Source organism: Achromobacter sp. ESBL13 (assembly GCF_036668755.1).
In the GTDB taxonomy this organism is placed as follows: Bacteria; Pseudomonadota; Gammaproteobacteria; order Burkholderiales; family Burkholderiaceae_B; genus Achromobacter.
On the sequence record NZ_JAZEVT010000005.1, the window covers coordinates 421,300 to 446,156 of the forward strand.

Genomic DNA, 24,857 nt, shown 5'->3' on the forward strand with positions numbered 1-24,857 from the left:
CTGTCCTGTTCAGGGCGTGCCGCGTTGCATCAGCGGCTGGAATAGCGCGATGACGTTGCGGCAGTGCCGCTCTAGGGAAAAGGCGTCGGCGCGTTCGGGGCCTTGCGCGGCCAGTTGCTCGCGCATCTTGGCGTCGTAGGCCAGCCGGCGCACGGCGTCGGCCAAGGCCGCCGCGTCGCCCACCGGCACCAGCAGCCCGTAGCGCCCGGCGTCCAGAATCTCGGCGGGGCCATGCGGACAGTCGGTGGAGATCACCGGCACGCCCAGGCACAAGGCTTCCACCAGCACGTTGCCGAAGCTCTCGCGGATGGACGTCAGCACAAAAGCGCCGGCGCTGGCGATGACGGGGAACGGGTTGTCGATGTGGCCGGCCAGCGTGACGGGGCTGCGCGAGGGGCGCTCGTCGATACGCTTTTGCAGCGCGTCGTGCTCGGACCCTTCGCCCAGGATGGTGAAGGCGATGCCCGGGTCGTCCAGCAAGGCGGCCGCATCCACCAGCGTGGCATAGTCCTTCACGGCTTCCAGCCGGCCCACCGCCACCACGTGATAAGGCGCGGCAGCGTCGCCTTGCGTGCGCTGCGCGCCTTGGCGGCGCACGTTGTCCAGCGGCACGCCGTTATAGATGGTGTGGACCTTGCCGCGCAGCGGCGGAAACATGCTGACCAGGTCTTCCTTGACGCCGCGCGACACGCCCACCACCGCGTCGTGGCGCCGATACGTCTGGCTGACCAGCCAGCACTTCAGGCGCCGCATTTTTGACGCGCCGTAATGAATGGCCGGGCTGCTGTGCTCGAACGCCACGGTGCGAAACGTGCCGCCCAGTATCTTGCGGGCCAGCACCACCAGCATGTTGCACAGCAATCCGTGCGAACACACGATGGCCGGCTTGTCGCGGCGGATCTGCGCCAACAGGCGCATGAACGCCACGGGCAGCATCAGCCGCAGCTTGGTGGGCGATTCAATGATGGGCAGGGCGCGCGTCACCTTCGGGTTGGCGACGGGGTATTCGCGGTTGCGCGAACGCAGCAGGAACAGGCCCGAATCAACGCCCTGTTCCGGCAGGGCATCCACGATGAAGGCAACGCATCTACCGACGCCGCCGTGCAAGTCTGGCGCGACAAACAAGACATCAGGCATGAGGAATCACTCGAGGTGGCGTCCGGCGCACGGCATCCGGACGGTGGCTGGGGGATAGCGGGGAACGGGGCGCGTCCGCGCGGGGCACGGGCATGATCTGCGCATTGCGCATCAGCGACAGGCAATAGCACAACAGGAAGCCGGTGAACGCGGTCTTGGGCGCATAGGCCAGCCCACCGGACAGGGAATCGATGAAGATGTAGATGGGCGCCGTGGCCAGCAGGTAGCGCCGGTGCATTTCCAGGCCGGGATGCGCGTATCGCCGCAACAGCGTCAGCAGCAATATCAACAGCGGCGGCAGCATGATCATGATGGTGCCGACCACGCCGAACTTCATCAGGTAGAAGGCCCAGGAGTTATGCGCGAACGTGCTCAGTTCAAAGCCGTTTTCGCCCATGACCCAGCTGCGAAAGCCCGCGCCCTTGCCGAACACGGGGCTTTCGGCAAAGTAGTCCATCTGCCCCTGCATTTCCTGGATGCGCGCGCCGTAGCTGGAATCTTCGTCCAGCTTTTCCACGCTGAAGATGCGGTTGGTCAGCACGTCCAGGTAGCCGATGCTGGCAAACACCAGCACGCCCGCAACGGCGGCGGGGGCGAAGATCAGCACCGCGCGCCGGCGCAGTTCGGGGCCCGTGCCCAGCAGCACGGCAATCACCACCGACACCGCCAGTTGCAGGTACTGGCTGCGGTTCAGCGAAAACACCAGCGCCAGCAGCATGTACAGCGTCAACGCATAGGCTTTGGGACCGGACACGTTCAAGGTGCGCCGGAACGTCAGCAGCGACACCACGCCAAACGGAATGGCCCACACGCCCAGCCGCACGTTGCGCAGCGGGTTCGATACGCTGAACCCCTGCAACTGTTCCAGCAGCATCAGCGTGGCCACCGCCAGGCAGGCCGCCACGATGTACTTTTGCAGCACGGCGTAGGCGGCCGGGCTATCGATGTCCTTGTAGCAAAGGAACGGCGTGCACAAGAAGTAGAAGACGATGCGCAGGTCGCGCGCCACGTCGCCGGTTTCAATGCCGGGGTGGTGCATGGACACCAGCAGCAGATAGATTACCGACATGGCCTGCAAGCCCAGCAGCGCGCCAAGCAGGCCGCGGGGCAGGGCGTAGGCGCTGGGCTCGGCCAGCCGCAGCGCCTTGACGGCCAGCATGGCCACGAACAGCACATCGAAGGGCGACAGCTTGAAGCTGCCCACGCCCAGGATGAAGCGGTCGTCGTTCAGGGCCAGCGCGGTGAAGGCGAACAGGCCCAGCAGGTGCAAAGTGGATAAGCGGCGGTGCGGGCTCATGTCGGCGTCGTCCTAGTGCGCGGCCCAGTCGTCGCGTCCGAAAATCTTGGTGGTCAGCTTTTCGAACAGGTAAGACAAGTCGCCCTGGCGCGCGTGCGCGGCCACCTTGGACGCGCGGCATGACAGTTCGAATAGCTTGCCCAGGCCCGGTTCGGTGCGCCGGATGCGCGTGACGATCTGCTCGCGCTCTTCCAGCAGCACGTCCTGCATCAGCGCCGTTTTGGTTTCGTCATGCGCGGTGTAGACGCCCAGCGCGTCCGGCACGATCAGGTTCTTGCCTTCGCGCAGCAGCCGGCTCCACAGTTCCAGGTCCATGCAGTAGCGCATGCTTTCCTGCAACAGCCCGTACTTGCGCAGCAGGTCGCGGCGGAAGATGGCCGACTGGTTGGGTATGGACGCCTTCACCACCGTCAGCGTGCCGCGATTGACGGGCGTGTAGTGGATCTTGCGAAAGATGTGGTTGTTGGCATCGGCCACGAACAGGTTGCCGCTGACGATCGGCGCGCGGCCCCGTGCGGCCGCGGCGCCCAGCTTGCGCAAGGCGCCGGGGAAATACAGGTCGTCGGAATTCTGCCAACCGACATAGTCGCCCGTGGCGCGTTCGAAGCCCTTGTTGATGGCATGGGACTGGCCCCGGTCCGGGGTGCTTTCCCAGTACGTCAGGTAGCGCTCGTACTTGCGGATGATGTCCACGCTGCCATCGGTCGAGCCGCCGTCGATGATGATGTATTCCAGACGCGGATACCCCTGGTTCAGCACCGACAGGATGGTGCGCTCCAGGAACTTGGCCTGGTTGAACGAGGGGGTCACGATGGTCACCTTGGGCAACAGGCCGCCGGCGATCGGCGCGGGCGGACGCAGCTCGCGGACGAAGTCGATGAGCTGACGTGAATACTCGTTATGACGCTTGCGCATGTAAGACCTCAGCATGTAGGTGTTATCGGGTGGCCGCTGGCAACGCGCCCGGAAATTCGGGGCGGGATTGACGGATGGCGAGGGCCACGCCGGCCAGCGTGATCGCCGCATACGCCATGCGGCCCCACGCCGCGGCGTGTTCGCCCGCCGCGTGCACAAGGCCCGCCATGACACACAGCATCGCCAGTCCGCCCAACCCGTTCAGGATGGCGACGGCGCGGGAATTGCCCAGCCCCAGCAAAGAAAAGTGGGCCGCGGCGTTCAACGACAGCAGCCCGGAGGCCACGATCAACAATTGGAAAGTCCCCAGGTGCCCGGCCGCCACGTTGTCGCCCAAGAGCAGGTTCAACAAGGGATGGCTGACGGCCAGCACGGCCAGCGTGGCGGTGGCGGACAGCACCAGGTTCCATCCCATCATGCGGCGGATCTCGCGTTCGACGGCGCCCGCGTAAGGCGGCGACACCGACAGGCGCGTCACGCGCGGCATGGCTTTCTGGAAGATGGCCACCGACGCGGTGTGGATGATCTGCCCCACCTGCACGCCCACGGTGTAGATGGCCAGCGCGGCCGGGCCCATCATGCTGCCCACCAACACGCGGTCGACCGATCCGAAGGCCAGCGCGCTAAGGCTGTTCAGCCATGACCAGCGTGAAAACTTGAAGGCGTCCATCATGGCGCCCCGATCGCGCACCGGCCGCACCAGCACATGGCCGTAGGTGCGCGAGAACACGCGCATCTTCACGCTGCCCGCCACCAGCAACCCCAGCGCCTGTGCCAGGCCGGTGTAGGTGGGCGATGCGGTCATCCAGGCGGTGGCGCAGGCCAGCGCCATCGTGCCGCTGCGGCTGAAGACCTCGCACAGCGCGGTGGCGCGAAAGTCCTCTCGGCCTTTCAGGCAGCCCGAAAACAATTGGTCGTACTGCTGCGTCAGGTAGATGGCCAGTGCCGGCAAGGCCAGCAGCGTGACGGCCACGCCGCCGAACGTGGCGGCCGGCCAGGCCAGCCCCACCACCGCCCACAACAACACGGCGGCCAGCGTCACCACGCCCAGCGCGCAGCCGATCAGCGACATGCTGACCCCCGCCGCGCGATAGGCGCCGCCGGGCTCGTGCATCCGCTCGGACACCAGCTTGGTGGCGGTTACGGCCGCGCCCAAGTTGGCGGCGTTGCCGAAGCCGGCCAGCGCGATGATCATCGAGTACTGGCCAAAGCCCACCGTGCCCAACTGCCGAAACAGGATGGGCAGCGCGATCAGCGCGGCGACCGGGCCGATACCGTATTCCACCAGCCCCCAGAAGGAGGCGTTGCCGGCGATGTGTTTCCTGACGAATCCAAACATCGGGATGCCTGTGGTGAGTGCTGGCGCGGCCGTCAGGCCACGGGCAGCGCCGATTGGGGTTGATCCGCGCGTTCACGCAGGAAGTGCTGGTAGGCCAGCGCGATGCCGTCCGTCAACGACACGGCGGGTTGCCAGCCCAGCGCCGTCACGCGCGACGAATCCATCAGCTTGCGTGGCGTGCCGTCGGGCTTGCCGGTGTCGTAGACGATGCGGCCTTGATAGCCGACCACGCGCGCCACCAGCGCCGCCAGGTCCGCGATGCTGATGTCCTTGCCGGCGCCGATGTTGTAGATGCCCTCGGCGTCGGGGTGTTCCATCAGCATCACGCAGGCCTTGGCCAGATCGTCCACGTACAGGAACTCGCGCAGCGGCGTGCCCGTGCCCCAGATCGTCACGCTGTCCTGACCGGCTTCGCGGCCTTCATGGAACTTTCGGATCAGCGCCGGCAGCACGTGGCTGCTGTGCAGGTCGTAGTTGTCGTGCGGGCCGTACAGGTTGGTCGGCATGGCGCAGATGAAGCGTGCGCCGTATTCGCGCTGATAGGCTTCGCACAACTTCAGGCCCGCGATCTTGGCGATGGCGTAGGGTTCGTTGGTGGCTTCCAGCGGGCCGGTCAGCAAGGCGTCTTCGCGGATCGGCTGGGGCGCCTCGCGCGGGTAGATGCATGACGAACCCAGGAACAGCAGCTTGCGCACACCGGCCGCATACGCGGCGCGGATCACGTTGCACTGGATCATCAGGTTCTTGTACAGAAAGTCGACCGGATGATTCTGGTTGGCCAGGATGCCGCCGACCTTGGCGGCGGCCAGGTACACCACATCGACCGGCGTGGTCGAAAAGAAGCGGTGCACCTGGTTCTGGTTTTCCAGGTCCAGCTCGGCCCGGCTGCGGGTCAGCACGTTGGGGTAGCCGCGGCGTTGCAGTTCGCGGGTGATCGCCGCGCCCACCATGCCGCGATGGCCCGCCACGAACACGCGTTGGTCCAGGTTCGTCATGGCGCGCTACTCCTTGTAGGCGTAGATTTCGTAACCGTTCTGCTCGACCAGCGCATCGCGGCGCGCGTCCCTCAGGTCGGCTTCCACCATTTCCTTGACCAGCTCCGCGAACGTGGTGCGCGGCGACCAGCCCAGCTTTTCGCGCGCCTTGGTCGGGTCGCCCAACAGGGTTTCCACTTCGGTCGGGCGGAAGTAGCGCGGGTCGACCCGCACGATGACCTGGCCGGGCTTGACGTCGTGCACCGGCGAGAACAGCACGGTGGCCGTTTCTTCCAGGCCTTCGCCTTCCCATGCCAGCAGGATGCCCAGCTCGCGCGCGGCCGTATTGATGAATTCGCGCACGCTGTATTGCAAGCCGGTAGCGATGACGTAGTCCTCGGGCGTGTCCTGTTGCAGCATCAACCACTGCATTTCGACGTAGTCACGCGCATGGCCCCAATCGCGCAGCGCGGACAGGTTGCCCAGGTACAGGCATTCCTGCAAACCCAGCACGATGCGGGCCAGGCCGCGCGTGATCTTGCGCGTTACGAACGTTTCGCCGCGCTTGGGCGATTCGTGGTTGAACAGGATGCCGTTGCAGGCGTACATCCCATAGGCTTCGCGGTAGTTCACGCTGATCCAATAGGCGTAGAGCTTGGCGGCGGCGTACGGGCTGCGCGGGTAGAACGGGGTGGTTTCCTTCTGCGGCGTTTCCTGCACCAGGCCATACAGCTCGGACGTGGACGCCTGGTAGAAGCGCGCCTTGTTCTCCAGCTTCAGGATGCGGATGGCTTCCAAAAGACGCAGGGTACCCAGGCCGTCGGCGTTAGCGGTGTACTCCGGCTCTTCGAAAGAGACGCCCACATGGCTTTGTGCGGCCAGGTTATAGATTTCGTCCGGCTGCACCGATTGCACGATGCGGATCAGGCTGCAAGAGTCGGTCATGTCGCCGTGATGCAGCACGAAGTTGCGCGGCTTGTCATGCGGATCTTGGTACAGATGGTCGATGCGGGCGGTGTTGAACAGCGAAGCGCGCCGCTTGATGCCATGGACTTCATAGCCCTTGGCCAACAGAAACTCGGCCAGATAGGCCCCGTCTTGTCCGGTAACGCCGGTAATGAGTGCCCGTTTTGGCATGGTTGTATCCTTAAGACTTAGTGACTGCACGAAAGGAGCCGAAGGCTGCGGAACCAATGTGCAATGAGATTACTGTTGCACCCGCCGCTAAGATATCGGCCAAAAGGTCTAAGAGTTCAGCCTGTCGATAGGGAAAAAAGGATTGGATTGATTCATCCAGCGCGCCCAGCGCGGTGACCGCCAGCATGGCCACCAGGGCAGGGCGCCGGTTGACCGACAGGTAGACCAATCCCGTCAATACGGCGTAAGCCAGAAGATGCAGCCGCTTATCCCCAAACGCATCCGACATCTCCGCCGCCAGCCCGGGCAGGTTCCCCACGGTGATCAACACCAGGAAAAACAGCCCGGCGACCGGCAGGCAAAGCCGGGCTACGCCGGGTCGCCAGAAAGGTTCCTCCCATGGGCCCGCACCCCCGCCGCCGGGCAGCGCGAGCCCGGAGGGGTGGGCGCGTGGGGGCTCCCCCCCGCCGCCGGGCCGCCCCAGGGCGGGGGTAGCCCCCCCGGGGGGCAGCGCGTGCCCGCAGGGCCTGGCGCGTGGGGGCTCCCCCCCGCTGCCGGGCCGCCCCAAGGCGGGGGTGGCCCCCCCGGGGGGCAGCGCGTGCCCGGAGGGCTGGGCGCGTGGGGGCTCCCCCCCGCCGCCGGGCCGCCCCAAGGCGGGGGTGGCCCCCCCGGGGGGCAGCGCGTGCCCGGAGGGCTGGGCGCGTGGGGGCTCCCTAGACCCGGCCATACATGTCCTGGAAACGCACGATGTCGTCTTCGCCCAGATACGCGCCTGACTGCACTTCGATGATTTCCAGCGGGATCTTTCCCGGGTTTTCCAGGCTGTGGGTTTCGCCCAGCGGGATGTACGTCGACTGGTTCTCCGTCAGCAGGTACTGCTTGTCGCCGTTGTAGATCCGCGCCGTGCCCGACACCACGATCCAGTGTTCCGCCCGGTGGTGATGCATCTGCGACGACAGCCTGGCGCCCGGTTTCACCGTGATCCGCTTGACCTGGTAACGCGGGCCCTGGCCCACCGAGTCATACGACCCCCACGGGCGCTGCACCTCGCGGTGATGGTTCAGCTCCGACCGATGCTGCGTCTTGAAGATCTCGACCAGGCGCTTGACGTCTTGCGAGCGGGACTTGTGCGCGACCAGCACTGCGTCGGCGGTTTCGATCACCACGATGTCATCCAGGCCCACGGAAGCAACCAGCCGGCTGGTCGAATGGATCAGGCAATTGCGCGAATCCTCCACCATCACATCGCCCGTGGTGGAATTGCCTTCCACCGTCTTTTGGGCGATGCCCCAGACCGCGTCCCACGCGCCCACGTCGCTCCACGAGGCCGCCAGCGGAATCACCACGGCGCTGTCGGTGCGTTCCATGATGGCGTAGTCCATCGAATCGCTGGGGCAGGCCTCGAACGACGGCCCATCCAGATGAAACAAGCCCGCTTCGCCATGCCCCGTGGCCACCGCCGCCTGCACCTGTTCCAGCATCTTGGGCGCCAGCCGCGCCATCTCGGACAGGAATACCGACGCCTGGAACGCGAACATGCCGCTGTTCCAGTAATAGCCGCCGTCATCGATCAGCCGCTGCGCGACTTCGGGCGACGGCTTTTCCACAAAGCGGCGCACGCGGCGCGCGGGCGCCATCACGCCGGGTTCGTCAGACTGGATGTAGCCATAGCCGCTAAGCGGCGCGGTGGGGGTGATGCCGAACGTGACCAGCGCACCCTGGCGCGCCGCCTCATAGGCCTGCGCGAAGGCCTGCCGAAGCACGTCGCCGTCTTCCAGCACGTGGTCGGACGGCATGATCAGCATGATGGGGTCTTCGCCGTCGCGCATGGCGCGCAGCGTGGCGGCGGCAATGGCCGGCGCGGTGTTGCGCGCAAAGGGCTCCAGGATCACTTCCGCGTCCTTGATGCCCAGCTCCTGCGCCTGCTCGGCGGCAATGTACTGGTGCGCGTCGTTGCAGACCAGCATCGGCTTGGCCTGCGCGCCGGCGGACCCAAGCCGCAGCAGCGTGTTCTGCAACAGGCTGCGCGAATCGGTCAAACGGATGAACTGCTTCGGCAGCAGTTCGCGCGACAGCGGCCACAGGCGCGAGCCGGAACCGCCGCAAAGGATGACTGCCCGGTAGGCGGGAGGGGGATTCGTCATGGCGCTCACTCCTTGAAGTAGGCCTGGGTGTACGGATGCACGCCGGGATCGGCGGCGATCTCTTCCGCTTGCAGCCAGCGGTAGCCATGGTGCTGGCCGCGCGGAAGGGTTGCGGTATCCAACGAAAGCTCGGCCTCATACGCGAGGACGACATAGTGGGTGGAGCGTCCCGCTTCACCCGCGAAATTGGTGCCATAGAAGTGTTCGTACACGCCGCGCGGCGTCCACGATTCCGGGGCAATGGCCAACCCCAGTTCTTCACGCGCGATACGGTCCAGCGCGGCGCGCAGCGGTTCGTTCTTGCGGATGCGCCCGCCCGGCACGAACCAGGCGCCACGCGCCGGCGGGTTGGTGCGCAGCCCTGTCAGATAACGGCCGGCGCCGTCGCGCAACAACAGGTCGATGGACACCAGCGGCAGCATCTCCACCGCCTGGCGGAAGTCCGCGCGCGGCAGTACGCCCGTGGATGCCGCATCTGCCGTCATGGCCGCCGCTGCGCGCGCGGGCGCGCCGGGCCATCCCAATGGACTAGTAGACATTTCGACCCGTCCATCCCGACACGGCCGTGCGGGCGATGATCAGCAGGTCCATCCGGAACGTCCAGTGCTGGATGTAATAGATGTCGTGCTCGACGCGGTCGCTCATCTTGCGCAGCGTGTCCGTCTGCCCACGAAAACCATTGACCTGCGCCCACCCCGTGATGCCCGGCTTGACGCGGTGGCGCATCATGTAGCGCTGCACCAGGTCCTTGTACATTTCGTTGTGCTCCAGCGCGTGCGGCCGCGGCCCCACCACCGACATGTCGCCCATCAGCACGTTCAGGAATTGCGGCAGTTCGTCCAGGCTGGTGCGGCGCAAAAAGCCGCCGATGCGCGTAATGCGGGAATCGTTGCGCGTGGCCTGCGTGACGGTGCCTTGCTCCTGGTGCACGGTCATCGTGCGGAACTTGTAGACGTGGAACACCTTGCCGTCCACGCCCAGGCGGGGTTGTGTAAAGAACACAGGCCCGCGTGAGGTCAGCTTGATGGCCAGCGCAATCGACAGCATCAGCGGCGACAGGCCGATCAGCGCGCAGAACGCAAAGCTGCGGTCGAATACTTCTTTCGCCCAACCGCGCACGCCGGCGGCGGGCAGGCTGTTCAGCTGGATGGCGGGCAGCCCCAGAAATTCGCCGATGCGATGGCCCAGCAACTGGATCGACATCACATCCGGAATCCAGCGGATATCCACCAAGTCGTTGCGCAGGTGATACAGCACTTCGCGCAATTCCTGGCCCGCCTCCATCGGAAGGACGATCCAGATCTCGCGCACATTGTTTTCGTGCACGAAGGAATGCAGGTTGTCCAGATCGTGCAGGCGGCGCACTTGCGGCGGCAGGCTTTCGTGCGGCTCGGCGTAGATGCCCGCGACTTCATAGCCCGCGCCCCGGTAGCGTTCAACGCGGCGCCACAGGTCATGGCCCAGCGCGCCGAAGCCCACCAGCAACACGTTCTTCTTGTTCAGCCCGCGATCGCGCGCGGCGCCCAGCGCGGCGTAGACCGCGATACGTACGCCGGCCAGCGTCAGCGCCGCCATGCCGAACCAGGTAGCCGCCCACATGCGGGATATCGCGGCGGTCTGATGCATGAGAAAACTGACAAGGATGCCCAGCGCAAACACCGTGGCCCACGCGGCCAGGCTGCGCACGACCAGATCGGTCAATAGCCGCCCGCGCCATGACACATACAGGCGGAATGCGGGGAACAGGGCGATCACGCCCAGGCCGCACAAATAGATCAGGAATAGATGAATTTGCGGAGGGTCCGCCATTGCATCTTCCGAGAACTTCAAACCGGTGGCAGTCAGGCCGCAGGCGATCACGATCGCGGCATCGAGCAGGCGGTACAGATAGCTTGCTCCGCTGAATCTTGCCGATGTGTCCGAGTGGGACGGGTCCATCGCGCACTCCTGTTCGTGGGGAGTCTTCTTGCGGCGAAGAAAAAAACGATGCACTGCCGCAAAACATGTGGCTACCGACGAAATCTTATTGAGTGCGTGGCGTACCCGAAACCTCCAAACGATGTAGGAGAAGGCTTAGGGCATCCGTCGAATGTGCGGGGCTTCGAAAAGAGAGTGGAATGTCGCAACCCGTTACGCATCGGGCTCCATTCCAAGCAACGAAGTCATTCACAGTGGATTTGCCATGACGACATTTTTCGGAACGTTGAGCCGAGCCATCGCCGCTATCGCGCTCGTGTCCTCGCTGGGCGCTTGCGCCCTGTCTCCCGGTATGACCTTTAATTCCGGCCATCTTGTTGATCCCATGGACCCCAATTCCGTGGCGCCGATCAAGGAAATCACGCCAACCCTGGTGGTCGACGACCTGCGCAACCGCCAGGCGTTGATCGATAACGACGGCGTCCAAAAGCTGGTCGGCACCGTCGAGCCCTACCGCATCGGGCCGGGCGACATCCTTTCCATCGTGGTGTGGGATCACCCCGAACTCGTCCTTCCGACGCAAACCTATGCCATCGGGACTGGGGTTACCGAACTAGTCATGGGGGATACCGCCTCGGGCATACCGGGGTATACCGTCTCATCCACTGGATATATCCAATTTCCGTATACGGGACTGCTGAAAGTGGCGGGGTTGACGGAACTTCAGGCGCGCAATCTCATAGTCAATAGTTCCGGCAAGTACATCCAGGATCCGCAGATCACGGTACGCGTGCTGGGCTATCGAAGCAAGCGTGTCTACGTCGAAGGCGAAGTCAAGTTGCCGGGCACGGTTGCCATCAACGACATTCCGATGACTCTGCTCGAAGCGGTCAACCGCGCGGGTGGCTTGCTGCCCACCGCCGACCGCAGCGCCGTCTATGTCATTCGCGATGGCCGCCGTACTCGTGTGAACCTGCCCGCGCTGATCGAACGTGGCCAGGACTTGAATCAGGTCATGCTGAAGTCGGGCGACATCGTGCGCGTTACGCCGCGCGACGACAGCAAGGTGTTCGTGATGGGTGAAGTGTTCCTGCCCACCACGGTTGTGATGCGCGATGGACGCATGTCGTTGACCGAGGCGCTGGGCATGGCGGGTGGCCCGAACCAGTTGACGGCGGATGCATCGCAGATATTCGTTGTGCGCAGTACCGAGCAAGCGACGCCGCAGGTGTTCCACCTGAACGCCAAGTCGCCGCAAGCTCTGGCTGTTGGTGCGAAGTTTGAGCTGGAACCCAAAGACGTCGTGTTCGTGGATACGGCCGCGCTGGTGCGGTGGAACCGCTTCATCAGCAACCTGTTCCCGAGCGCGCAAACGGTGCAGACCGTCAAGTCGATCAACTAGTCCGCCTTTCGGGGCCTTCGGGCCCAAAACAACGCCTTTGGGGGCGCCGCATCCGCCGCGGCGCCCACGTCTGGAGAGCTGCATGTCGTTGCCCATCGAAGCATTCGAGCCGAACGTCCCGGCTCGCCAGCAGGAAACCCCGCTGTCCTCGCACGTGGACGCCATCATTTCGAATCGTTGGATGATCCTTGGGATCACCTTGCTCGCCTTCCTGGGCGCGCTGGCCTATGTGATGGTGACCCCATCCGTGTATTCGGCCGACATCATCGTGCAGGTCGAAGAAGAGATGCCGAACGGCCAGGCGCGGAGCCTGCTGGGCGACGTGTCCGCCATGTTCGACACCAAGGCAGAGACCTCGGGCGAAATGGAAGTGCTGCGTTCGCGCATGGTGGTGGGGCCGGCCGTGGACAAGTTCCTGTTGTACATCCACGCCAAGCCGCGTTATTTCCCCGTGGTGGGCGAATGGCTTGCGCAGCGCTATGAAGCGTTGCCGTATCCGTCCAGCCTGCCGCGCGGCGGCTATGCGTGGGGCGGCGAACAGATTGCGATCTCGCAGCTGGACGTGCCCAACGAATGGCTGGGCAAGCCGTTTCGCGTGACCACGCAAGGCGAGGGCCGCTACACGTTGACGGACAAGTTCACGGGCGCCACGTTCAGCGGCGCGGTGGGCAAGCCCGAACATTTCCTGTTGCCCGGCGGGGGCGCGATGGACGTGCATATCGACGCGTTGACGGGCCGGCCCGGCACCGAGTTCACGATCTCGCGCAGCTCGCGCCTGGCGGCGATCGAAAACGTGCAATCGCACCTGGGCATCTTTGAACGAGGCCGCGCATCGGGTGTGATCGGCGTCACGCTGGAAGGCAACGACCCGGCACTGACCACGGCCGTGCTGAACCAGATCGGCCAGGAATACGTGCAGCAGAACGTCAACCGTAAAGCGGCGCAGGCCGAGAAATCGCTGGGCTTCCTGGAACAGCAACTGCCCATCCTGAAGGGCGAGCTGGACGCGGCCGAAACCAAGTACAACGCCTTGCGCAACAAGCGCGGCACCATCGACCTGTCCGAAGAAGCCAAGCTGATCCTGGCGCAGTCGGTGGACGCGCAGACCAAGGTGATGGAGCTGCGCTCCAAGCGCCAGGAGCTGATCACGCGCTTTGCCCCCACGCACCCCAGCATCGTCGCGATCGATCGCCAGATCGCGTCGCTGTCGGGTGACGTCAGCCGCATCGGCAACAACATCAAGGCGCTGCCCGACCTGGAGCAGGACGTGGTGCGCCTGGTGCGTGATGTGCGCGTCAACACCGAGCTGTACACGGGCTTGCTGAACAACGCCCAGCAACTGCGCTTGATCCGCGCCGGCAAGGTCGGCAACGTGCGCATCCTGGATGCCGCCGTGCAGCCGGACCGCCCCGTGCGCCCCAAGGCCGCGATCATTATCGGCGTGGCCACGGCCATCGGTTTGATCTTCGGCATGCTGTGCGCCTTTGTGCGCAATGCGCTGTTCGGCGGCCTGTCGGAACCCGACGACGTTGAACGCTACACGGGCCTGCCGGTGCTGGCCGCCATTCCGTACAGCGACATGCAGGACAAGCTGTGGCGCCGCAGCCGCCGCAAGAACGCCACGGTGCCCGCGCTGCTGGCGCAAAGCCAGGGCAACGCGCCACCTATCGAAAGCCTGCGATCGTTCCGCAACGTGCTGCAAGCGTCGCTGCGCCAGTCCGCCAACAACATGGTCATGTTCACCGGCCCGGTGGCGGGCGTGGGCAAGTCGTTCCTGTCGGCCAACTTTGCCTTCATCCAGGGCGGCGTGGGCAAGCGCGTGCTGCTGATCGACGCCGACTTCCGCAAGGGTCAGCTGAACCGCTATTTCGGCGTGCCCAAGGAAGACGGCTTGTTCGAAGTGCTGTCCGGCACGATCCCGTTGACGCGCGTCAGAAAGCACAGCGTGTCCGAAGGCGTGGACTTCATCGCCACCGGCGCGGTCACCTTCGATCCGTCCGAGCTGCTGGCTTCGCCCGTGTTCGGCGCCACCTTGCGCGAGCTGTCCTCGCAATACGACATGGTGATCCTGGACACGGCGCCGGTGCTGTCCTCGCCCGATGCGGCCGTGGTTGGCACGCATGCCGCCGCCGTCATGGTGGTGGTGCGCTCGGGGATGAACACGGTGGGCGAAATCCGTGAAACGGCCAAGCGCCTGATCCAGGCCGGCGCGCCGGTGGACGGCGTGCTGTTCAACGGCTTGAAACTGATGCCGGAACGCTTTGGCTTCCGGTCCAAGTATGGGAATTATCGATACTCCCGTGCGGCGTATTACGGCGATTTCAAACAGAACGGTCCCAAGTAACGCCACCCGGAGAAACTGGCATGCACGGAACTTTTGGCTGGGATACCCCGCAAATTCTGGATGCGGTTTTCAAGGCTTACGACATACGCGGCACGGTGCCGGACGAAATTGACGCGCGCTTCGCGCACAGCCTGGGCATGGCGGCCGGCACCAAGGCGCGCGAGCTGGGGGCGCGGTCGATGGTGGTGGGGCGCGATGGCCGCTTGAGCAGCGTTGAGCTGGCGGCGGCGTTGCAGGCCGGGCTGCGTTCGGCGGGCATGCATGTCATCGACATCGGCATGGCCACCACGCCGATGGTGTATTTCGCCACGCGGCTGATGGACACGGGCGCGGGCATCGCCGTCACGGGCAGCCACAACCCGCCCGCCCATAACGGCTTCAAGATCGTGCTGGACGGCGCGTCGCTGTACGGCGAGGGCATTACCGCCTTGCGCGACGCGATGCGCCTGCCGATCGAATCGGCCAGCGTGTCCGGCGGGCGCACGCAGATGCAGATTCAACCCTGCTACGCCGCGCGTCTGGTGGGCGACATCCGCATGGCGCGCCCGATGAAGATCGCCATCGACTGCGGCAGCGGCGTGGCGGGCGCGGTGGCGCCGGCGCTGTTTCGCGCCCTGGGATGCGAAGTCACCGAATTGTTCTGCGAGGTGGACGGTTCGTTTCCCGGCCACCACCCCGACCCGGCCGACCCGCAGAACCTCCAGGACCTGATTTATTGCCTGCGCTATTCCGATTGCGAGGTCGGGCTGGCGTTCGACGGCGACGGCGACCGGCTGGGCGTGGTGACAAAATCGGGACAGATCATCTGGCCGGATCGGCAGCTGATTTTGTTCGCCCGCGACGTGCTGTCCCGCAACCCCGGCGCGGAAGTGCTTTACGACGTGAAATGCAGCCGCCACGTGGCCCGCGCCATCTTCGAGGCCGGGGGCAAACCGACCATGTGCAAGACCGGGCATTCACTCATCAAAGCCAAGATGCGTGAGTCGGGAGCGCTACTTGCTGGAGAGATGAGCGGTCACATGTTTTTCAAGGAGCGCTGGTACGGCTTTGACGATGGGATCTACGCCGCCGCCCGGCTGCTGGAGATCCTGTCCGCTGCGCCGGACCCGTCTGCCCTGCTTGAAGGCTTGCCGCAGTCCTGCGCGACCCCCGAAATCAAGCTGGACACCGCCGAAGGCGAACAGTTCGAACTGGTGAAGCTGCTGCGCGAACAAGGGGAATTCCCCAGCGCGGTCTCCATCAACGACCTGGACGGCGTTCGGGTGGACTACGCCGACGGCTTTGGCCTGGCGCGTCCATCGAACACCACGCCGACGGTGGTTTTGCGTTTTGAAGGAGACACCGTGGCCGCACTGGCCCGGATCGAGGAGGATTTCCGCAACGCGTTCCGGCGCATTGCACCTCTCGTTCGTTTACCGTTCTAAGGAGCATCACGCGATGGGAAAGGCCAATTTTGCGATTGAGGCGTTAAGGGCGGATTCCGGCCTGGCGCAGAGCCCTGAGTGGCAGGCGTTCGCGCAGGCTGCCGAGGCCGCCGAACTTGACGCCAACACGCTGAAAGTCATTGAAGCAGCCGGTTTGTGCGTGGACCTGACCATGCAACGGCAATCGCCCGCGCTGGAAGCGGCGGCATTGAACCTGCTGCAAGCGCGCGGGCTGGCGGACGCCCGCCATTCGTTGTTCACGGGCGAACCCGTCAACTGGACCGAAGGCCGACCCGCCTGGCACACGGCCGTGCGCGCCGGGCGCACGCCCGAGCAACCGGACGGGCTGGACGCCGATTCCGTCTGCGAATATTCGCGCATGAGCGATTTCGTGCGCCGCGTGGACCAGACGGCAGATTTTTCAACCGTGCTCCATATTGGCATCGGCGGCAGCGACTGGGGTCCGCGCCTGGCGGTCCAGGCGTTCGGCGGGCCGTCGCAACGCCGCCAGATCCGCTTCGTGTCCAATATCGACGGCCACGCCTTCCATGACGCGGTGGCGGGCCTGGACCCGCGCCGCTGCCTGGTGGTGATTTCGTCCAAGTCGTTCACCACGTCCGAGACCATGCACAACGCGCGCGCCGCGATCGCGTGGCTCAAGCAGGGCGGGGTGGCGGACGTGTCCGAACACCTGGCGGCCGTGACCGCCAACGTGTCGGCCGCGCGCGCCTTGGGCGTGCCGGCCAGCCAGACCTTCAAGATGTGCGATTGGGTGGGCGGGCGTTATTCCGTGTGGTCGGTGGCCGGCTTGTCGATTGCGCTGACGGTGGGCGCCGACGTGCTGATCGGCATGCGCGCGGGCGCCGAGGCGATGGACCAGCATTTCCAGAATGCCCCCTTCGCCGCGAACGCCCCGATTCAGCTGGCCCTGGCCGGCTTGGTCAATTGCAGCGTGCTGGGCTACAACTCGCTGAACATTGCCGCGTACAGCGCGCGTCTGCTGCACCTGGTGACCTATTTGCAGCAGCTGGAAATGGAATCGCTGGGCAAGCGTGTCGCGGGTGATGGGACGGCGGTGGGCGTGCCCACGGCCCCGATCATCTGGGGCATGCCGGGCACCGACGGCCAGCACACCTTCTTCCAGTGGCTGCATCAAAGCGAAGATGGCGCGCCGGTGGATTTCATCGCCAGCCTGCAAGGCCATGCCGACAGCCCCGACGCCCATCGCCATCTGCTGGCCAACTGCCTGGCGCAGCGTCAGGCGCTGCTGCGCGGCAAGAACCTTGAACAAGCGTTGCAGGACGTCGCCCACATCGACGACCAGGAACGCGCGTTGAGCCTTGCCCAACACATGGTGCACCCGGGCGGCCGGCCGTCCACGCTGATCGTGCTGCGCCAGCTGGACCCGCGTGGCCTGGGTGCCTTGCTGGCCTTGTACGAACACAAGGTCTTCGTGCAAAGCGTGGTGTGGGGCATCAACCCCTTCGACCAGTTCGGCGTGGAGCTGGGCAAGCGGCTGGCCACGGGCATCGACCGCGAGCTGGCGGTGCCGGTGTCGGCGGGCGTGGTCGATTGGGGCCATGACGCGTCCACCTCGTACTGGATCGACCGCTATCGCAGCCACACCCAGGCGCCGCGTCCGCGTCATGCCTGGGTGCCGGGCGTGGCGGCGCATCTTTGACGGGGGCGGCGATGCCAGACATGCACGTGCTGGTGACGGGCGGGGCCGGCTACATCGGCACGCATACGCTGATTGCGATGCTGGCGGCCGGCCAGCGGCCGCTGGTGCTGGATAACTTCAGCAACGGCAGCCGCGAGGCCGTGCGCCGCGTCGAACAGCTTTGCGGGCAGCCGATAGCGCTGATCGAAGGCGATATCCGCACCCCCGGCCTGATCGAGCGCGTGCTGTCTGACGCCGCCGCGCGCGGGCAACCGGTGCAGGCGGTGTTGCATCTGGCCGGCTGCAAGGCCGTGGGCGAATCGGTGGCCGATCCGCTCAAGTACTACGACAACAACGTCACGGGTTCGATGGCGCTGCTGCGCGCCATGCGCGAGGCGGGCGTGTCGCGGCTGGTGTTCAGTTCATCGGCCACCGTCTATGGCGAGCCGCGGTTCCTGCCGTTCACCGAGGCGCATCCCCTGGCCCCGGCCAATCCGTATGGGCGCACCAAGCTGATGGTCGAGGAGATGCTGCGCGATGTCTGCACGGCGGACCCGACGTTCAGCGCGGTGACGCTGCGCTACTTCAACCCGATCGGCGCGCATCCCAGCGGGCAGATCGGCGAAAGCCCGCGTGACCTGCCCAACAACCTGTTTCCGTATCTGACCCAGGTGGCGGTAGGCCGCCAGCCGTTCCTGCGCGTCTTCGGCAACGACTACGACACCGTTGACGGCACCGGCGTGCGCGACTACCTGCATGTCATGGACCTGGCGCAAGGGCACGTGCAGGCCCTGGCGTACGGCGCCGGCCAGAGCGGCTTTGTCGCCGTGAACCTCGGAACCGGGCACGGCACCAGCGTGCTGGAACTGGTGCACGCCTTTGAAGCCGCCAGCGGCTTGCGCATTCCCGTGCAGATCATGCCGCGCCGGCCGGGCGATGTGGCGCGCACCTGGGCGGACCCGTCGCTGGCCGAGTCGCTGTTGGGCTGGCGCAGCACGTACGACGTGGCGGCAATGTGCGCCGACGGCTGGCGCTGGCAGCAGGGCAATCCACAAGGCTACGAGGCGGACGACGCCAGCCAGGGCGTGCAGGCCGCCGTGGCATAACCCCTATGCCATATCGGAGGCCTGTTGAAAAAGGGGCGCCAGCGGTTACAGTTGACGGGACTATTGCGTAGCACCGTCAATGAGGCATTCCCATGTTTGACATCCATACTCGGCCCGGGTCCACCCGCCCCGCACAGGGGCAGTCGCGATGAACGGGCCCACCTACATTCCCCCCGCCCACTGGAACCTGGACAGCATCGTGTCCGGCTTGCGCGAAGCGCGCGTCGCCTGGCGCGGCCCGCGCGGCCGCCTGCGCGAAGATTCCGGCCTGCGTGAATTCCCGTCCCAGGAAAGCCTGCGCCAGATCATCAAGGACCTTTGCGGCGCCTTGTTCCCGATGCGCCTGGGGCCGATCGATCTGCGTGAAGAAGTCGAAGACTACTACGTGGGCCATACCATCGGCGCCGCGCTGGATGCGCTGCTGCATCAGGTCTGTCTTGAACTGCAATACGTGGGCCGGCACGAACACGTCGACCCGGCCGAAACGCAGCGGCGCGCCATCGAAATCGTGCGCCAGTTTGGCGCCGAGCTGCCGCGCGTGCGCGCCGCGCTGGATCTGGACGTGACCGCCGCCTACCAGGGCGACCCGGCCGCGCACAGCGTGGACGAGGTGCTGCTGTGCTATCCCGGCGTGGCGGCAATGATCCACCATCGCCTGGCCAACGTGCTGTATCGGTTGAACGTGCCGATGCTGGCCCGCATCGTGGCGGAAATCGCGCACGCGGATACCGGCATCGACATCCACCCGGGCGCCACCATCGGCCGCAGCTTTTTCATCGATCACGGCACGGGTGTGGTCATAGGCGAAACGGCCATCATCGGCGACCGCGTGCGGCTCTATCAGATGGTGACGCTGGGCGCCAAGCGCTTCCCGCCCGGTGAAAACGGCGAGCTTAAAAAGGGCCTGCCGCGCCATCCGCTGATCGAAGACGACGTTGTCATCTACGCGGGCGCAACCATTCTGGGCCGCGTCACCATCGGCAAGGGCTCGACCATCGGCGGCAATGTCTGGCTTACGCGCAGCGTGCCGCCGGGCAGCAACGTCACGCAGGCCAGCCTGGTCAGCGACATGCCCGACTGTGGGCTGGGCGGCTGAACGCAGCGTAGGAATCAGGATGGATACCCAAGTCTCGGATCTGGCCGCGTTGCGCGGCTTTGTCGACCGCCACCCGCGGCTGTTCGTGCTGACGGGGGCGGGCGTCAGCACCGATTCCGGCATCCCCGACTACCGCGATACCGAAGGCGAATGGAAGCGCAAGCCGCCCATGACGCTGCAAACGTTCATGGGCGACGACCTGGCGCGCGCCCGCTACTGGGCGCGCAGCATGGTGGGCTGGCGGCGCTTTGGCCACGTTCAGCCGAACGAGTCGCATCGTGCCCTGGCGCGGCTGCAAGCGCGCGGCTTGATCACGGTGCTGGTCACGCAGAATGTGGACGGCCTGCACGAGGCGGCGGGCAGCCGCGACGTGGTGGACCTGCACGGCCGCCTGGATGAAGTGCGCTGCATGAACTGCGACTGGCGCGGTGGGCGCGCCGACTGGCAAGACCGGCTGCAAAACGGCAACCCCGCCTGGACGTTGCTGGACGCCACCGACGCGCCGGACGGCGACGCGGACCTGGAAGGCGAAGACTTCTCGCAATTCACCGTGCCGCCGTGCCCGCGCTGCGGCGGTATCGTCAAACCCGACGTGGTGTTCTTTGGCGAAACGGTGCCGCGCGACCGTGTCGACCGCGCCAACGCCGGCCTGATGAGCGCCGATGCGGTGCTGGTCGTGGGCTCGTCCTTGATGGTGTATTCGGGCTATCGCTTCGTGACCGCCGCGTCGCGCAATGGCATGCCGATCGCCGCCATCAACTTGGGTCGGACACGGGCCGACGGCCTCTTGACCCTGAAGGTGGAACAACCTTGCGCGGTCGCGCTGGAGGCCTTGTAACACGGGTTTTCGGCGGCCGGTTTTTGACCGGTTTAAGCAAGTGCTTGTCCTGTAAGCGTTTTTTGGCGCCGTTACAGACCTTTCCATAGGGTTGTCCACAGGATCTGTGGATAATTCCTAGGGAATACCCCCGGTTTTTCGATCATCCTGCATCGGCGAGCTCAGCCCCGTCCCCCAACAGGGCGCGGCGGGCGGCGTGCCAACTGCCGGCGTCCGGGGCATACAGCAGGCCGCCGGTGCGGTGCGTGGGCTTGTAGGGCGATCCGTCAAAGCGTGCCGCATAGCCGCCCGCCTCGCGGTGCAGCAGCCAGCCGGCGGCGTGGTCCCAGGCCGTCAGCTGGTTGTATAGCGCGATGTGGCAATGGCCGGCCGCCAGCATGCGGTATTCGTGGGCGGCGCAGCGCAGCGACGCCGTGCTGCCCAGGCGCGACAGGTGGCCGTTGACGGTCGTGCGCAGCGGCTCGGGCAGGGCACCCGTCGAGATCAGGCCGTCCATGTCCTCCAGCGGAGCGGGGCCGGCCACGGCCAAGGGCGCGCGGCGCCCGTTTTCGTATTCCATCCAGGCGCCTTCGCCGCGCACGGCCAGCGCGCTGTCGCGGTTGACTGGGTCGTAGATCACGCCCGCGATGACGTCGCCGCGATGGCAGGCGGCGATCATCATGCCGAACAGGGGCAGGCCCGCCACGTAATTGCGGGTGCCGTCGATCGGGTCGATCAAAAAGGCCAGGTCGGCGTCCACCAGCATGTTCAGCAGCGAAGGGTTGCGCGCGGACGCCTCTTCGCCGATGAGCACGGCGCCGGGATACAGCTTGGCCAAACGGGCGCCGATCATGCGTTCGGCGGCCTCGTCCGCATCCGTGACCAAATCGCGCGGCGAACTCTTGCCCCGCACGGCGCCTTCGGGCAGGTTGCGAAAGCGCGGCATGACTTCCACCTGGGCCGTTTCGGCCAGCACGGCGGCAAGCTTGCGGGTGTCCTCAAGGGTAAAGGTTCTGCTCATACGGATCCATTCAGGGAACGCGCAAATCTATCATGCCTGGGCGGCATTTGATCGCGATTCGCAAGTGACTGGATTGAAAGGACTTTTCCGGGCTGTGCAGGACTTATCTGCCGGGTTGTCCACAGTTGTTGGGGATAAGCGGCGGGGAAAACCGCTTATCCCCGGTGCGCGGCGAGCGCCGCGCACCGGCTGGGGCCTCAGGCGCCCAGGTCCACGCACAGGTACTTGATTTCGAGGTATTCCTCGATGCCGTACTTGGAACCTTCACGGCCCAGGCCAGACTGCTTGACGCCGCCGAACGGGCCGACTTCGTTGGAAATCAGGCCGGTGTTGATGCCTACGATGCCGTATTCCAGCGCTTCGGACACGCGCCAGATGCGGGCGTAGTCGCGCGTGAAGAAGTACGCGGCCAGACCGAAGATGGTGTCATTGGCCATGCCGATGACTTCTTCTTCGGTGTCGAAGCGGAACAGCGGGGCTACCGGGCCGAAGGTTTCTTCGGTGGCAAAGCGCATCGATTGCGTCACGTCGCGCACCACCGTGGGTTCGAAGAACGTGCCGCCCAGCGCATGCGGCTTGCCGCCGGCAATGACCTTGGCGCCGTGCGAGGTGGCGTCGGCGATGTGCTCTTGCACCTTTTCGATGGCGTTGGTGTCGATCAGCGGGCCTTGCGTGACGCCGTCTTCAAAGCCGTCGCCGACCTTCATGGCGTTGACCTTGGCGACCAGGCGCGTGGCGATTTCCTCGTACACGCCGGCTTGCACGTAGATGCGGTTGGCGCAGACGCAGGTCTGGCCGGCGTTGCGGTACTTCGAGGCCAGGATGCCGTCAACCGCGCGGTCCAGGTCGGCGTCGTCGAACACGATGAACGGCGCGTTGCCGCCCAGTTCCAGCGACAGCTTCTTGATTGTGGGCGCGCATTGCTCCATCAGCGTGCGGCCCACTTCGGTGGAACCCGTGAAGCTCAGCTTGCGCACCACATCGCTTTCGCACAGCGCTGCGCCGATATCGCGCGAGCTGCCGGTGATGACGTGGAACACGCCTGCCGGAACGCCGGCTTCTTCGGCCAGCACGGCCAGCGCCAGTGCCGTCAGCGGCGTCTGCTGCGCCGGCTTGACTACCATCGTGCAGCCGGCGGCCAGTGCCGGGCCGACCTTGCGGGTGATCATGGCGGCCGGGAAGTTCCACGGCGTGATGGCGGCGGTGACGCCAATGGGCTGCTTCAGCGCCAACAGGCGTTGGCCGGCCTTCGGGCTTTGCAGCACGTCGCCGTCGATGCGCTTGGCTTCTTCGGCAAACCATTCCAGGAACGATGCGGCGTAGGCGATTTCGCCTGCGGCCTCGGTCACCGGCTTGCCTTGTTCCGACGTCATGATCGCAGCCAGGTCTTGCTGGTTCTGCATCATCAGCTGCGACCACTTCAGCAGGATCGCGGCGCGTTCCTTGCCGGTCTTGGCGCTCCAGGCGGGCAACGCGGCCTGCGCGCTGGCGATGGCCTGTTCGGTTTCCTTGCGGCCCAGCTTGGGCACGGACACGATGGTCTTGCCGGTGGACGGGTTGTCAACCGGGATCGATGCGCCGTTGCCGGCGCCAACCCACTTGCCGTCGATGTAGCAGGCGTCGCGCAGCAGATCGGGGCGCGACAGGGGATGGGTCAATGCGGTCATTATTGAAGTCTCCTTGATTGGGATTCAACGGGGCCAAGGCAGCGAAGAAAGCGCAACAGTAAAGCGCAACAGTAAAGCGCAGCGGGCGCGGCGGAAAGATCCGCAACGCCCGCAATCACCGTGCCTGTGGCCCCTTGAACAGGGTTCAGGCCGAGACCGTTACGCTGCCAGTGCGTCGGACAGAATCTCCAGCGCGCGGTCGAACTGCGCGTCGGGGATGGTCAGCGGGTACAGGAAACGCAGCACGTTGCCGTAAACGCCGCAGCTCAACAGGATAAGCCCTTGTTCCAGCGCGCGGGCCTGCACGCGCTTGACGGCTTCAGCGTCCGGCTTGCCGTTGGCGTCGTTCAGTTCCAGTGCCACCATCGAACCCAGGCCGCGCACGTCGGCAATGGCCGGCACCTTGGCGCGCAGGCCTTCCAGGTGGGCGCGCAGCTTCTCGCCCAGCACGTTGGCGCGGTCGCACAGTTTTTCTTCGGCAATCACGTCCAGCACGGCATGGGCCGCGGCCACCGCCAGCGGGTTGCCGGCGTACGTGCCGCCCAGGCCGCCCGCTGCCGGGCCGTCCATGACGTCGGCACGGCCGACCACGCCCGAGATCGGGAAGCCGCCGCCCAGGCTCTTGGCCATGGTGATCAGGTCGGCTTGCACCGAGTGGTGTTCCATGGCGTAGAGCTTGCCGGTGCGGCCAAAGCCCGTCTGCACTTCGTCGGCGATCAGCAGGATGCCGTGCTCGTCGCAGAGCTTGCGCAGCGCGCTCATCAGTTCGGGCGGGGTGATGTTGAAGCCGCCTTCGCCTTGCACCGGTTCAATGATGATCGCGGCGACGCGCTTGGGGTCGATGTCGCACTTGAACAGCAGGTCCAGCGCCTTGAGCGAGTCGGCAACGGTGATGGACTGCGTGGCGTTGGGGAACGGCACGTGATAGATGTCGCCGGGCATCGGGCCGAACGACAGCTTGTACGGGGCAACCTTGCCGGTCAGCGCCATGCCCAGCATGGTGCGGCCGTGGAACGAACCCGAGAACGCGATGACGCCCGAACGGCCCGTGGACGAACGTGCGATCTTGATGGCGTTTTCAACGGCTTCGACGCCGGTGGTGAAGAAGGCGGTTTTCTTCAGGCCGTCGATGGGGGCCAGGCGGTTGATGCGTTCGGCCAGCGAGATGTAGCTTTCGTACGGAACGATCTGGTAGGCCGTGTGCGTGAAGTTGTCCAGCTGGGCGGCCACGGCGGCCTTGACCTTGGGGTGCAGGTGGCCGGTGTTGAGCACCGCGATGCCGCCCGCGAAATCGATGTATTCCTTGCCGTTGGCGTCCCACAGCGTGGCGTTCTCGGCGCGCACCGCGTAGAAGTCGCACATGACGCCAACGCCGCGCGGCGTGGCCAAAGAACGGCGGGTATTCAGGTCTTGATTCTTCATCTCAGCCTCGATGAACAGGGTGGGCGGGAAAACCTTAT

General features: G+C 65.4%; 20 protein-coding genes. 7 read left to right on the plus strand and 13 right to left on the minus strand.

The genetic code is table 11. From position 1 onward, the window contains the following. Positions 1 to 9 precede the first annotated feature (9 nt). From V6F88_RS21050 to V6F88_RS21095, 10 genes are all read right to left on the minus strand, one after another. Positions 10 to 1,137 carry a glycosyltransferase gene (locus V6F88_RS21050; protein ID WP_332611958.1) on the minus strand — a complete coding sequence of 376 codons (1,128 nt, stop codon included), beginning with the start codon at positions 1,135 to 1,137 and terminating at the stop codon, positions 10 to 12. Then, on the minus strand, positions 1,130 to 2,434 hold the full coding sequence (locus V6F88_RS21055; protein ID WP_332611959.1) for an O-antigen ligase family protein: 1,305 nt from the start codon (positions 2,432 to 2,434) through the stop codon (positions 1,130 to 1,132). Before V6F88_RS21055 ends, V6F88_RS21050 begins: the two co-directional genes overlap by 8 nt. 12 nt (positions 2,435 to 2,446) lie before the next feature. Then, complete coding sequence (locus tag V6F88_RS21060) at positions 2,447 to 3,349, minus strand: glycosyltransferase family 2 protein (RefSeq protein ID WP_332611960.1); 903 nt, start codon at positions 3,347 to 3,349, stop codon at positions 2,447 to 2,449. Between the two features lie 22 nt (positions 3,350 to 3,371). Further along, the gene (locus tag V6F88_RS21065) at positions 3,372 to 4,688 is read right to left on the minus strand and encodes an oligosaccharide flippase family protein (protein ID WP_120156372.1); all 1,317 of its coding nucleotides are present in this window, start codon (positions 4,686 to 4,688) and stop codon (positions 3,372 to 3,374) included. Between the two features lie 32 nt (positions 4,689 to 4,720). After that, positions 4,721 to 5,683 carry a GDP-L-fucose synthase family protein gene (locus tag V6F88_RS21070; RefSeq protein ID WP_332611963.1) on the minus strand — a complete coding sequence of 321 codons (963 nt, stop codon included), beginning with the start codon at positions 5,681 to 5,683 and terminating at the stop codon, positions 4,721 to 4,723. A gap of 6 nt (positions 5,684 to 5,689) precedes the next feature. Continuing rightward, positions 5,690 to 6,799, minus strand: a complete 1,110-nt coding sequence (gene gmd, locus V6F88_RS21075) for a GDP-mannose 4,6-dehydratase (RefSeq protein ID WP_332611965.1) — start codon at positions 6,797 to 6,799, stop codon at positions 5,690 to 5,692. Positions 6,800 to 6,809: 10 nt separating this feature from the next. Then, positions 6,810 to 7,130 (minus strand): VanZ family protein, encoded by a 321-nt coding sequence (locus tag V6F88_RS21080; RefSeq protein WP_332611967.1) that lies wholly within the window; start codon positions 7,128 to 7,130, stop codon positions 6,810 to 6,812. Between the two features lie 382 nt (positions 7,131 to 7,512). Continuing rightward, complete coding sequence (locus tag V6F88_RS21085) at positions 7,513 to 8,943, minus strand: mannose-1-phosphate guanylyltransferase/mannose-6-phosphate isomerase (protein WP_332611970.1); 1,431 nt, start codon at positions 8,941 to 8,943, stop codon at positions 7,513 to 7,515. 5 nt (positions 8,944 to 8,948) lie between these two features. Next, a complete protein-coding gene (locus tag V6F88_RS21090; protein WP_332612057.1) occupies positions 8,949 to 9,428 on the minus strand; it encodes a GDP-mannose mannosyl hydrolase in 480 nt (159 codons plus the stop codon). A gap of 43 nt (positions 9,429 to 9,471) precedes the next feature. Next, positions 9,472 to 10,881, minus strand: a complete 1,410-nt coding sequence (locus V6F88_RS21095; RefSeq protein ID WP_332611972.1) for an undecaprenyl-phosphate glucose phosphotransferase — start codon at positions 10,879 to 10,881, stop codon at positions 9,472 to 9,474. A gap of 244 nt (positions 10,882 to 11,125) precedes the next feature. Between V6F88_RS21095 and V6F88_RS21100 the strand changes: the two genes are divergently transcribed. The 7 genes from V6F88_RS21100 (at position 11,126) to V6F88_RS21130 (ending at position 20,730) form a co-directional block, all read left to right on the plus strand. Further along, on the plus strand, positions 11,126 to 12,262 hold the full coding sequence (locus V6F88_RS21100; RefSeq protein WP_332611974.1) for a polysaccharide biosynthesis/export family protein: 1,137 nt from the start codon (positions 11,126 to 11,128) through the stop codon (positions 12,260 to 12,262). A gap of 82 nt (positions 12,263 to 12,344) precedes the next feature. Further along, a complete protein-coding gene (locus V6F88_RS21105; protein WP_332611975.1) occupies positions 12,345 to 14,606 on the plus strand; it encodes a GNVR domain-containing protein in 2,262 nt (753 codons plus the stop codon). Between the two features lie 20 nt (positions 14,607 to 14,626). Beyond that, positions 14,627 to 16,030: a phosphomannomutase/phosphoglucomutase gene (locus V6F88_RS21110; RefSeq protein ID WP_332611976.1), complete on the plus strand. Its 1,404-nt coding sequence runs from the start codon at positions 14,627 to 14,629 to the stop codon at positions 16,028 to 16,030. Positions 16,031 to 16,043: 13 nt separating this feature from the next. Next, positions 16,044 to 17,711, plus strand: a complete 1,668-nt coding sequence (gene pgi, locus V6F88_RS21115) for a glucose-6-phosphate isomerase (protein ID WP_332611978.1) — start codon at positions 16,044 to 16,046, stop codon at positions 17,709 to 17,711. An 11-nt stretch (positions 17,712 to 17,722) separates the two neighbouring features. Further along, positions 17,723 to 18,796: a UDP-glucose 4-epimerase GalE gene (gene galE / locus V6F88_RS21120; RefSeq protein WP_332611980.1), complete on the plus strand. Its 1,074-nt coding sequence runs from the start codon at positions 17,723 to 17,725 to the stop codon at positions 18,794 to 18,796. A 148-nt stretch (positions 18,797 to 18,944) separates the two neighbouring features. Next, complete coding sequence (gene epsC, locus V6F88_RS21125) at positions 18,945 to 19,892, plus strand: serine O-acetyltransferase EpsC (protein WP_332611981.1); 948 nt, start codon at positions 18,945 to 18,947, stop codon at positions 19,890 to 19,892. A 19-nt stretch (positions 19,893 to 19,911) separates the two neighbouring features. Beyond that, positions 19,912 to 20,730 (plus strand): NAD-dependent protein deacetylase, encoded by an 819-nt coding sequence (locus V6F88_RS21130; RefSeq protein WP_332611982.1) that lies wholly within the window; start codon positions 19,912 to 19,914, stop codon positions 20,728 to 20,730. Between the two features lie 142 nt (positions 20,731 to 20,872). On the opposite strand, the gene V6F88_RS21135 is transcribed toward V6F88_RS21130, so the two are convergent. The 3 genes from V6F88_RS21135 to V6F88_RS21145 all read right to left on the minus strand — a co-directional run bounded on the left by V6F88_RS21135 (position 20,873) and on the right by V6F88_RS21145 (position 24,819). After that, positions 20,873 to 21,730: an inositol monophosphatase family protein gene (locus V6F88_RS21135; protein WP_332611983.1), complete on the minus strand. Its 858-nt coding sequence runs from the start codon at positions 21,728 to 21,730 to the stop codon at positions 20,873 to 20,875. 197 nt (positions 21,731 to 21,927) lie between these two features. Continuing rightward, positions 21,928 to 23,397: an NAD-dependent succinate-semialdehyde dehydrogenase gene (locus V6F88_RS21140; protein WP_219990574.1), complete on the minus strand. Its 1,470-nt coding sequence runs from the start codon at positions 23,395 to 23,397 to the stop codon at positions 21,928 to 21,930. Positions 23,398 to 23,556: 159 nt separating this feature from the next. Then, the gene (locus tag V6F88_RS21145; RefSeq protein ID WP_332611984.1) at positions 23,557 to 24,819 is read right to left on the minus strand and encodes a 4-aminobutyrate--2-oxoglutarate transaminase; all 1,263 of its coding nucleotides are present in this window, start codon (positions 24,817 to 24,819) and stop codon (positions 23,557 to 23,559) included. Positions 24,820 to 24,857 lie beyond the last annotated feature (38 nt).

What these genes read in the sequence shown, in the direction of transcription:
- V6F88_RS21145 (WP_332611984.1), bottom strand. Translation starts at nt 24,819, where the DNA reads ATGAAGAATCAAGACCTGAATACCCGCCGTTCTTTGGCCACGCCGCGC.
- V6F88_RS21060 (WP_332611960.1), bottom strand. Translation starts at nt 3,349, where the DNA reads ATGCGCAAGCGTCATAACGAGTATTCACGTCAGCTCATCGACTTCGTC.
- galE (WP_332611980.1), top strand. Translation starts at nt 17,723, where the DNA reads ATGCCAGACATGCACGTGCTGGTGACGGGCGGGGCCGGCTACATCGGC.
- V6F88_RS21130 (WP_332611982.1), top strand. Translation starts at nt 19,912, where the DNA reads ATGGATACCCAAGTCTCGGATCTGGCCGCGTTGCGCGGCTTTGTCGAC.
- V6F88_RS21055 (WP_332611959.1), bottom strand. Translation starts at nt 2,434, where the DNA reads ATGAGCCCGCACCGCCGCTTATCCACTTTGCACCTGCTGGGCCTGTTC.
- V6F88_RS21070 (WP_332611963.1), bottom strand. Translation starts at nt 5,683, where the DNA reads ATGACGAACCTGGACCAACGCGTGTTCGTGGCGGGCCATCGCGGCATG.
- V6F88_RS21140 (WP_219990574.1), bottom strand. Translation starts at nt 23,397, where the DNA reads ATGACCGCATTGACCCATCCCCTGTCGCGCCCCGATCTGCTGCGCGAC.
- V6F88_RS21095 (WP_332611972.1), bottom strand. Translation starts at nt 10,881, where the DNA reads ATGGACCCGTCCCACTCGGACACATCGGCAAGATTCAGCGGAGCAAGC.
- V6F88_RS21100 (WP_332611974.1), top strand. Translation starts at nt 11,126, where the DNA reads ATGACGACATTTTTCGGAACGTTGAGCCGAGCCATCGCCGCTATCGCG.
- V6F88_RS21050 (WP_332611958.1), bottom strand. Translation starts at nt 1,137, where the DNA reads ATGCCTGATGTCTTGTTTGTCGCGCCAGACTTGCACGGCGGCGTCGGT.
- pgi (WP_332611978.1), top strand. Translation starts at nt 16,044, where the DNA reads ATGGGAAAGGCCAATTTTGCGATTGAGGCGTTAAGGGCGGATTCCGGC.
- V6F88_RS21085 (WP_332611970.1), bottom strand. Translation starts at nt 8,943, where the DNA reads ATGACGAATCCCCCTCCCGCCTACCGGGCAGTCATCCTTTGCGGCGGT.
- gmd (WP_332611965.1), bottom strand. Translation starts at nt 6,799, where the DNA reads ATGCCAAAACGGGCACTCATTACCGGCGTTACCGGACAAGACGGGGCC.
- epsC (WP_332611981.1), top strand. Translation starts at nt 18,945, where the DNA reads ATGAACGGGCCCACCTACATTCCCCCCGCCCACTGGAACCTGGACAGC.
- V6F88_RS21110 (WP_332611976.1), top strand. Translation starts at nt 14,627, where the DNA reads ATGCACGGAACTTTTGGCTGGGATACCCCGCAAATTCTGGATGCGGTT.
- V6F88_RS21065 (WP_120156372.1), bottom strand. Translation starts at nt 4,688, where the DNA reads ATGTTTGGATTCGTCAGGAAACACATCGCCGGCAACGCCTCCTTCTGG.
- V6F88_RS21135 (WP_332611983.1), bottom strand. Translation starts at nt 21,730, where the DNA reads ATGAGCAGAACCTTTACCCTTGAGGACACCCGCAAGCTTGCCGCCGTG.
- V6F88_RS21105 (WP_332611975.1), top strand. Translation starts at nt 12,345, where the DNA reads ATGTCGTTGCCCATCGAAGCATTCGAGCCGAACGTCCCGGCTCGCCAG.
- V6F88_RS21090 (WP_332612057.1), bottom strand. Translation starts at nt 9,428, where the DNA reads ATGACGGCAGATGCGGCATCCACGGGCGTACTGCCGCGCGCGGACTTC.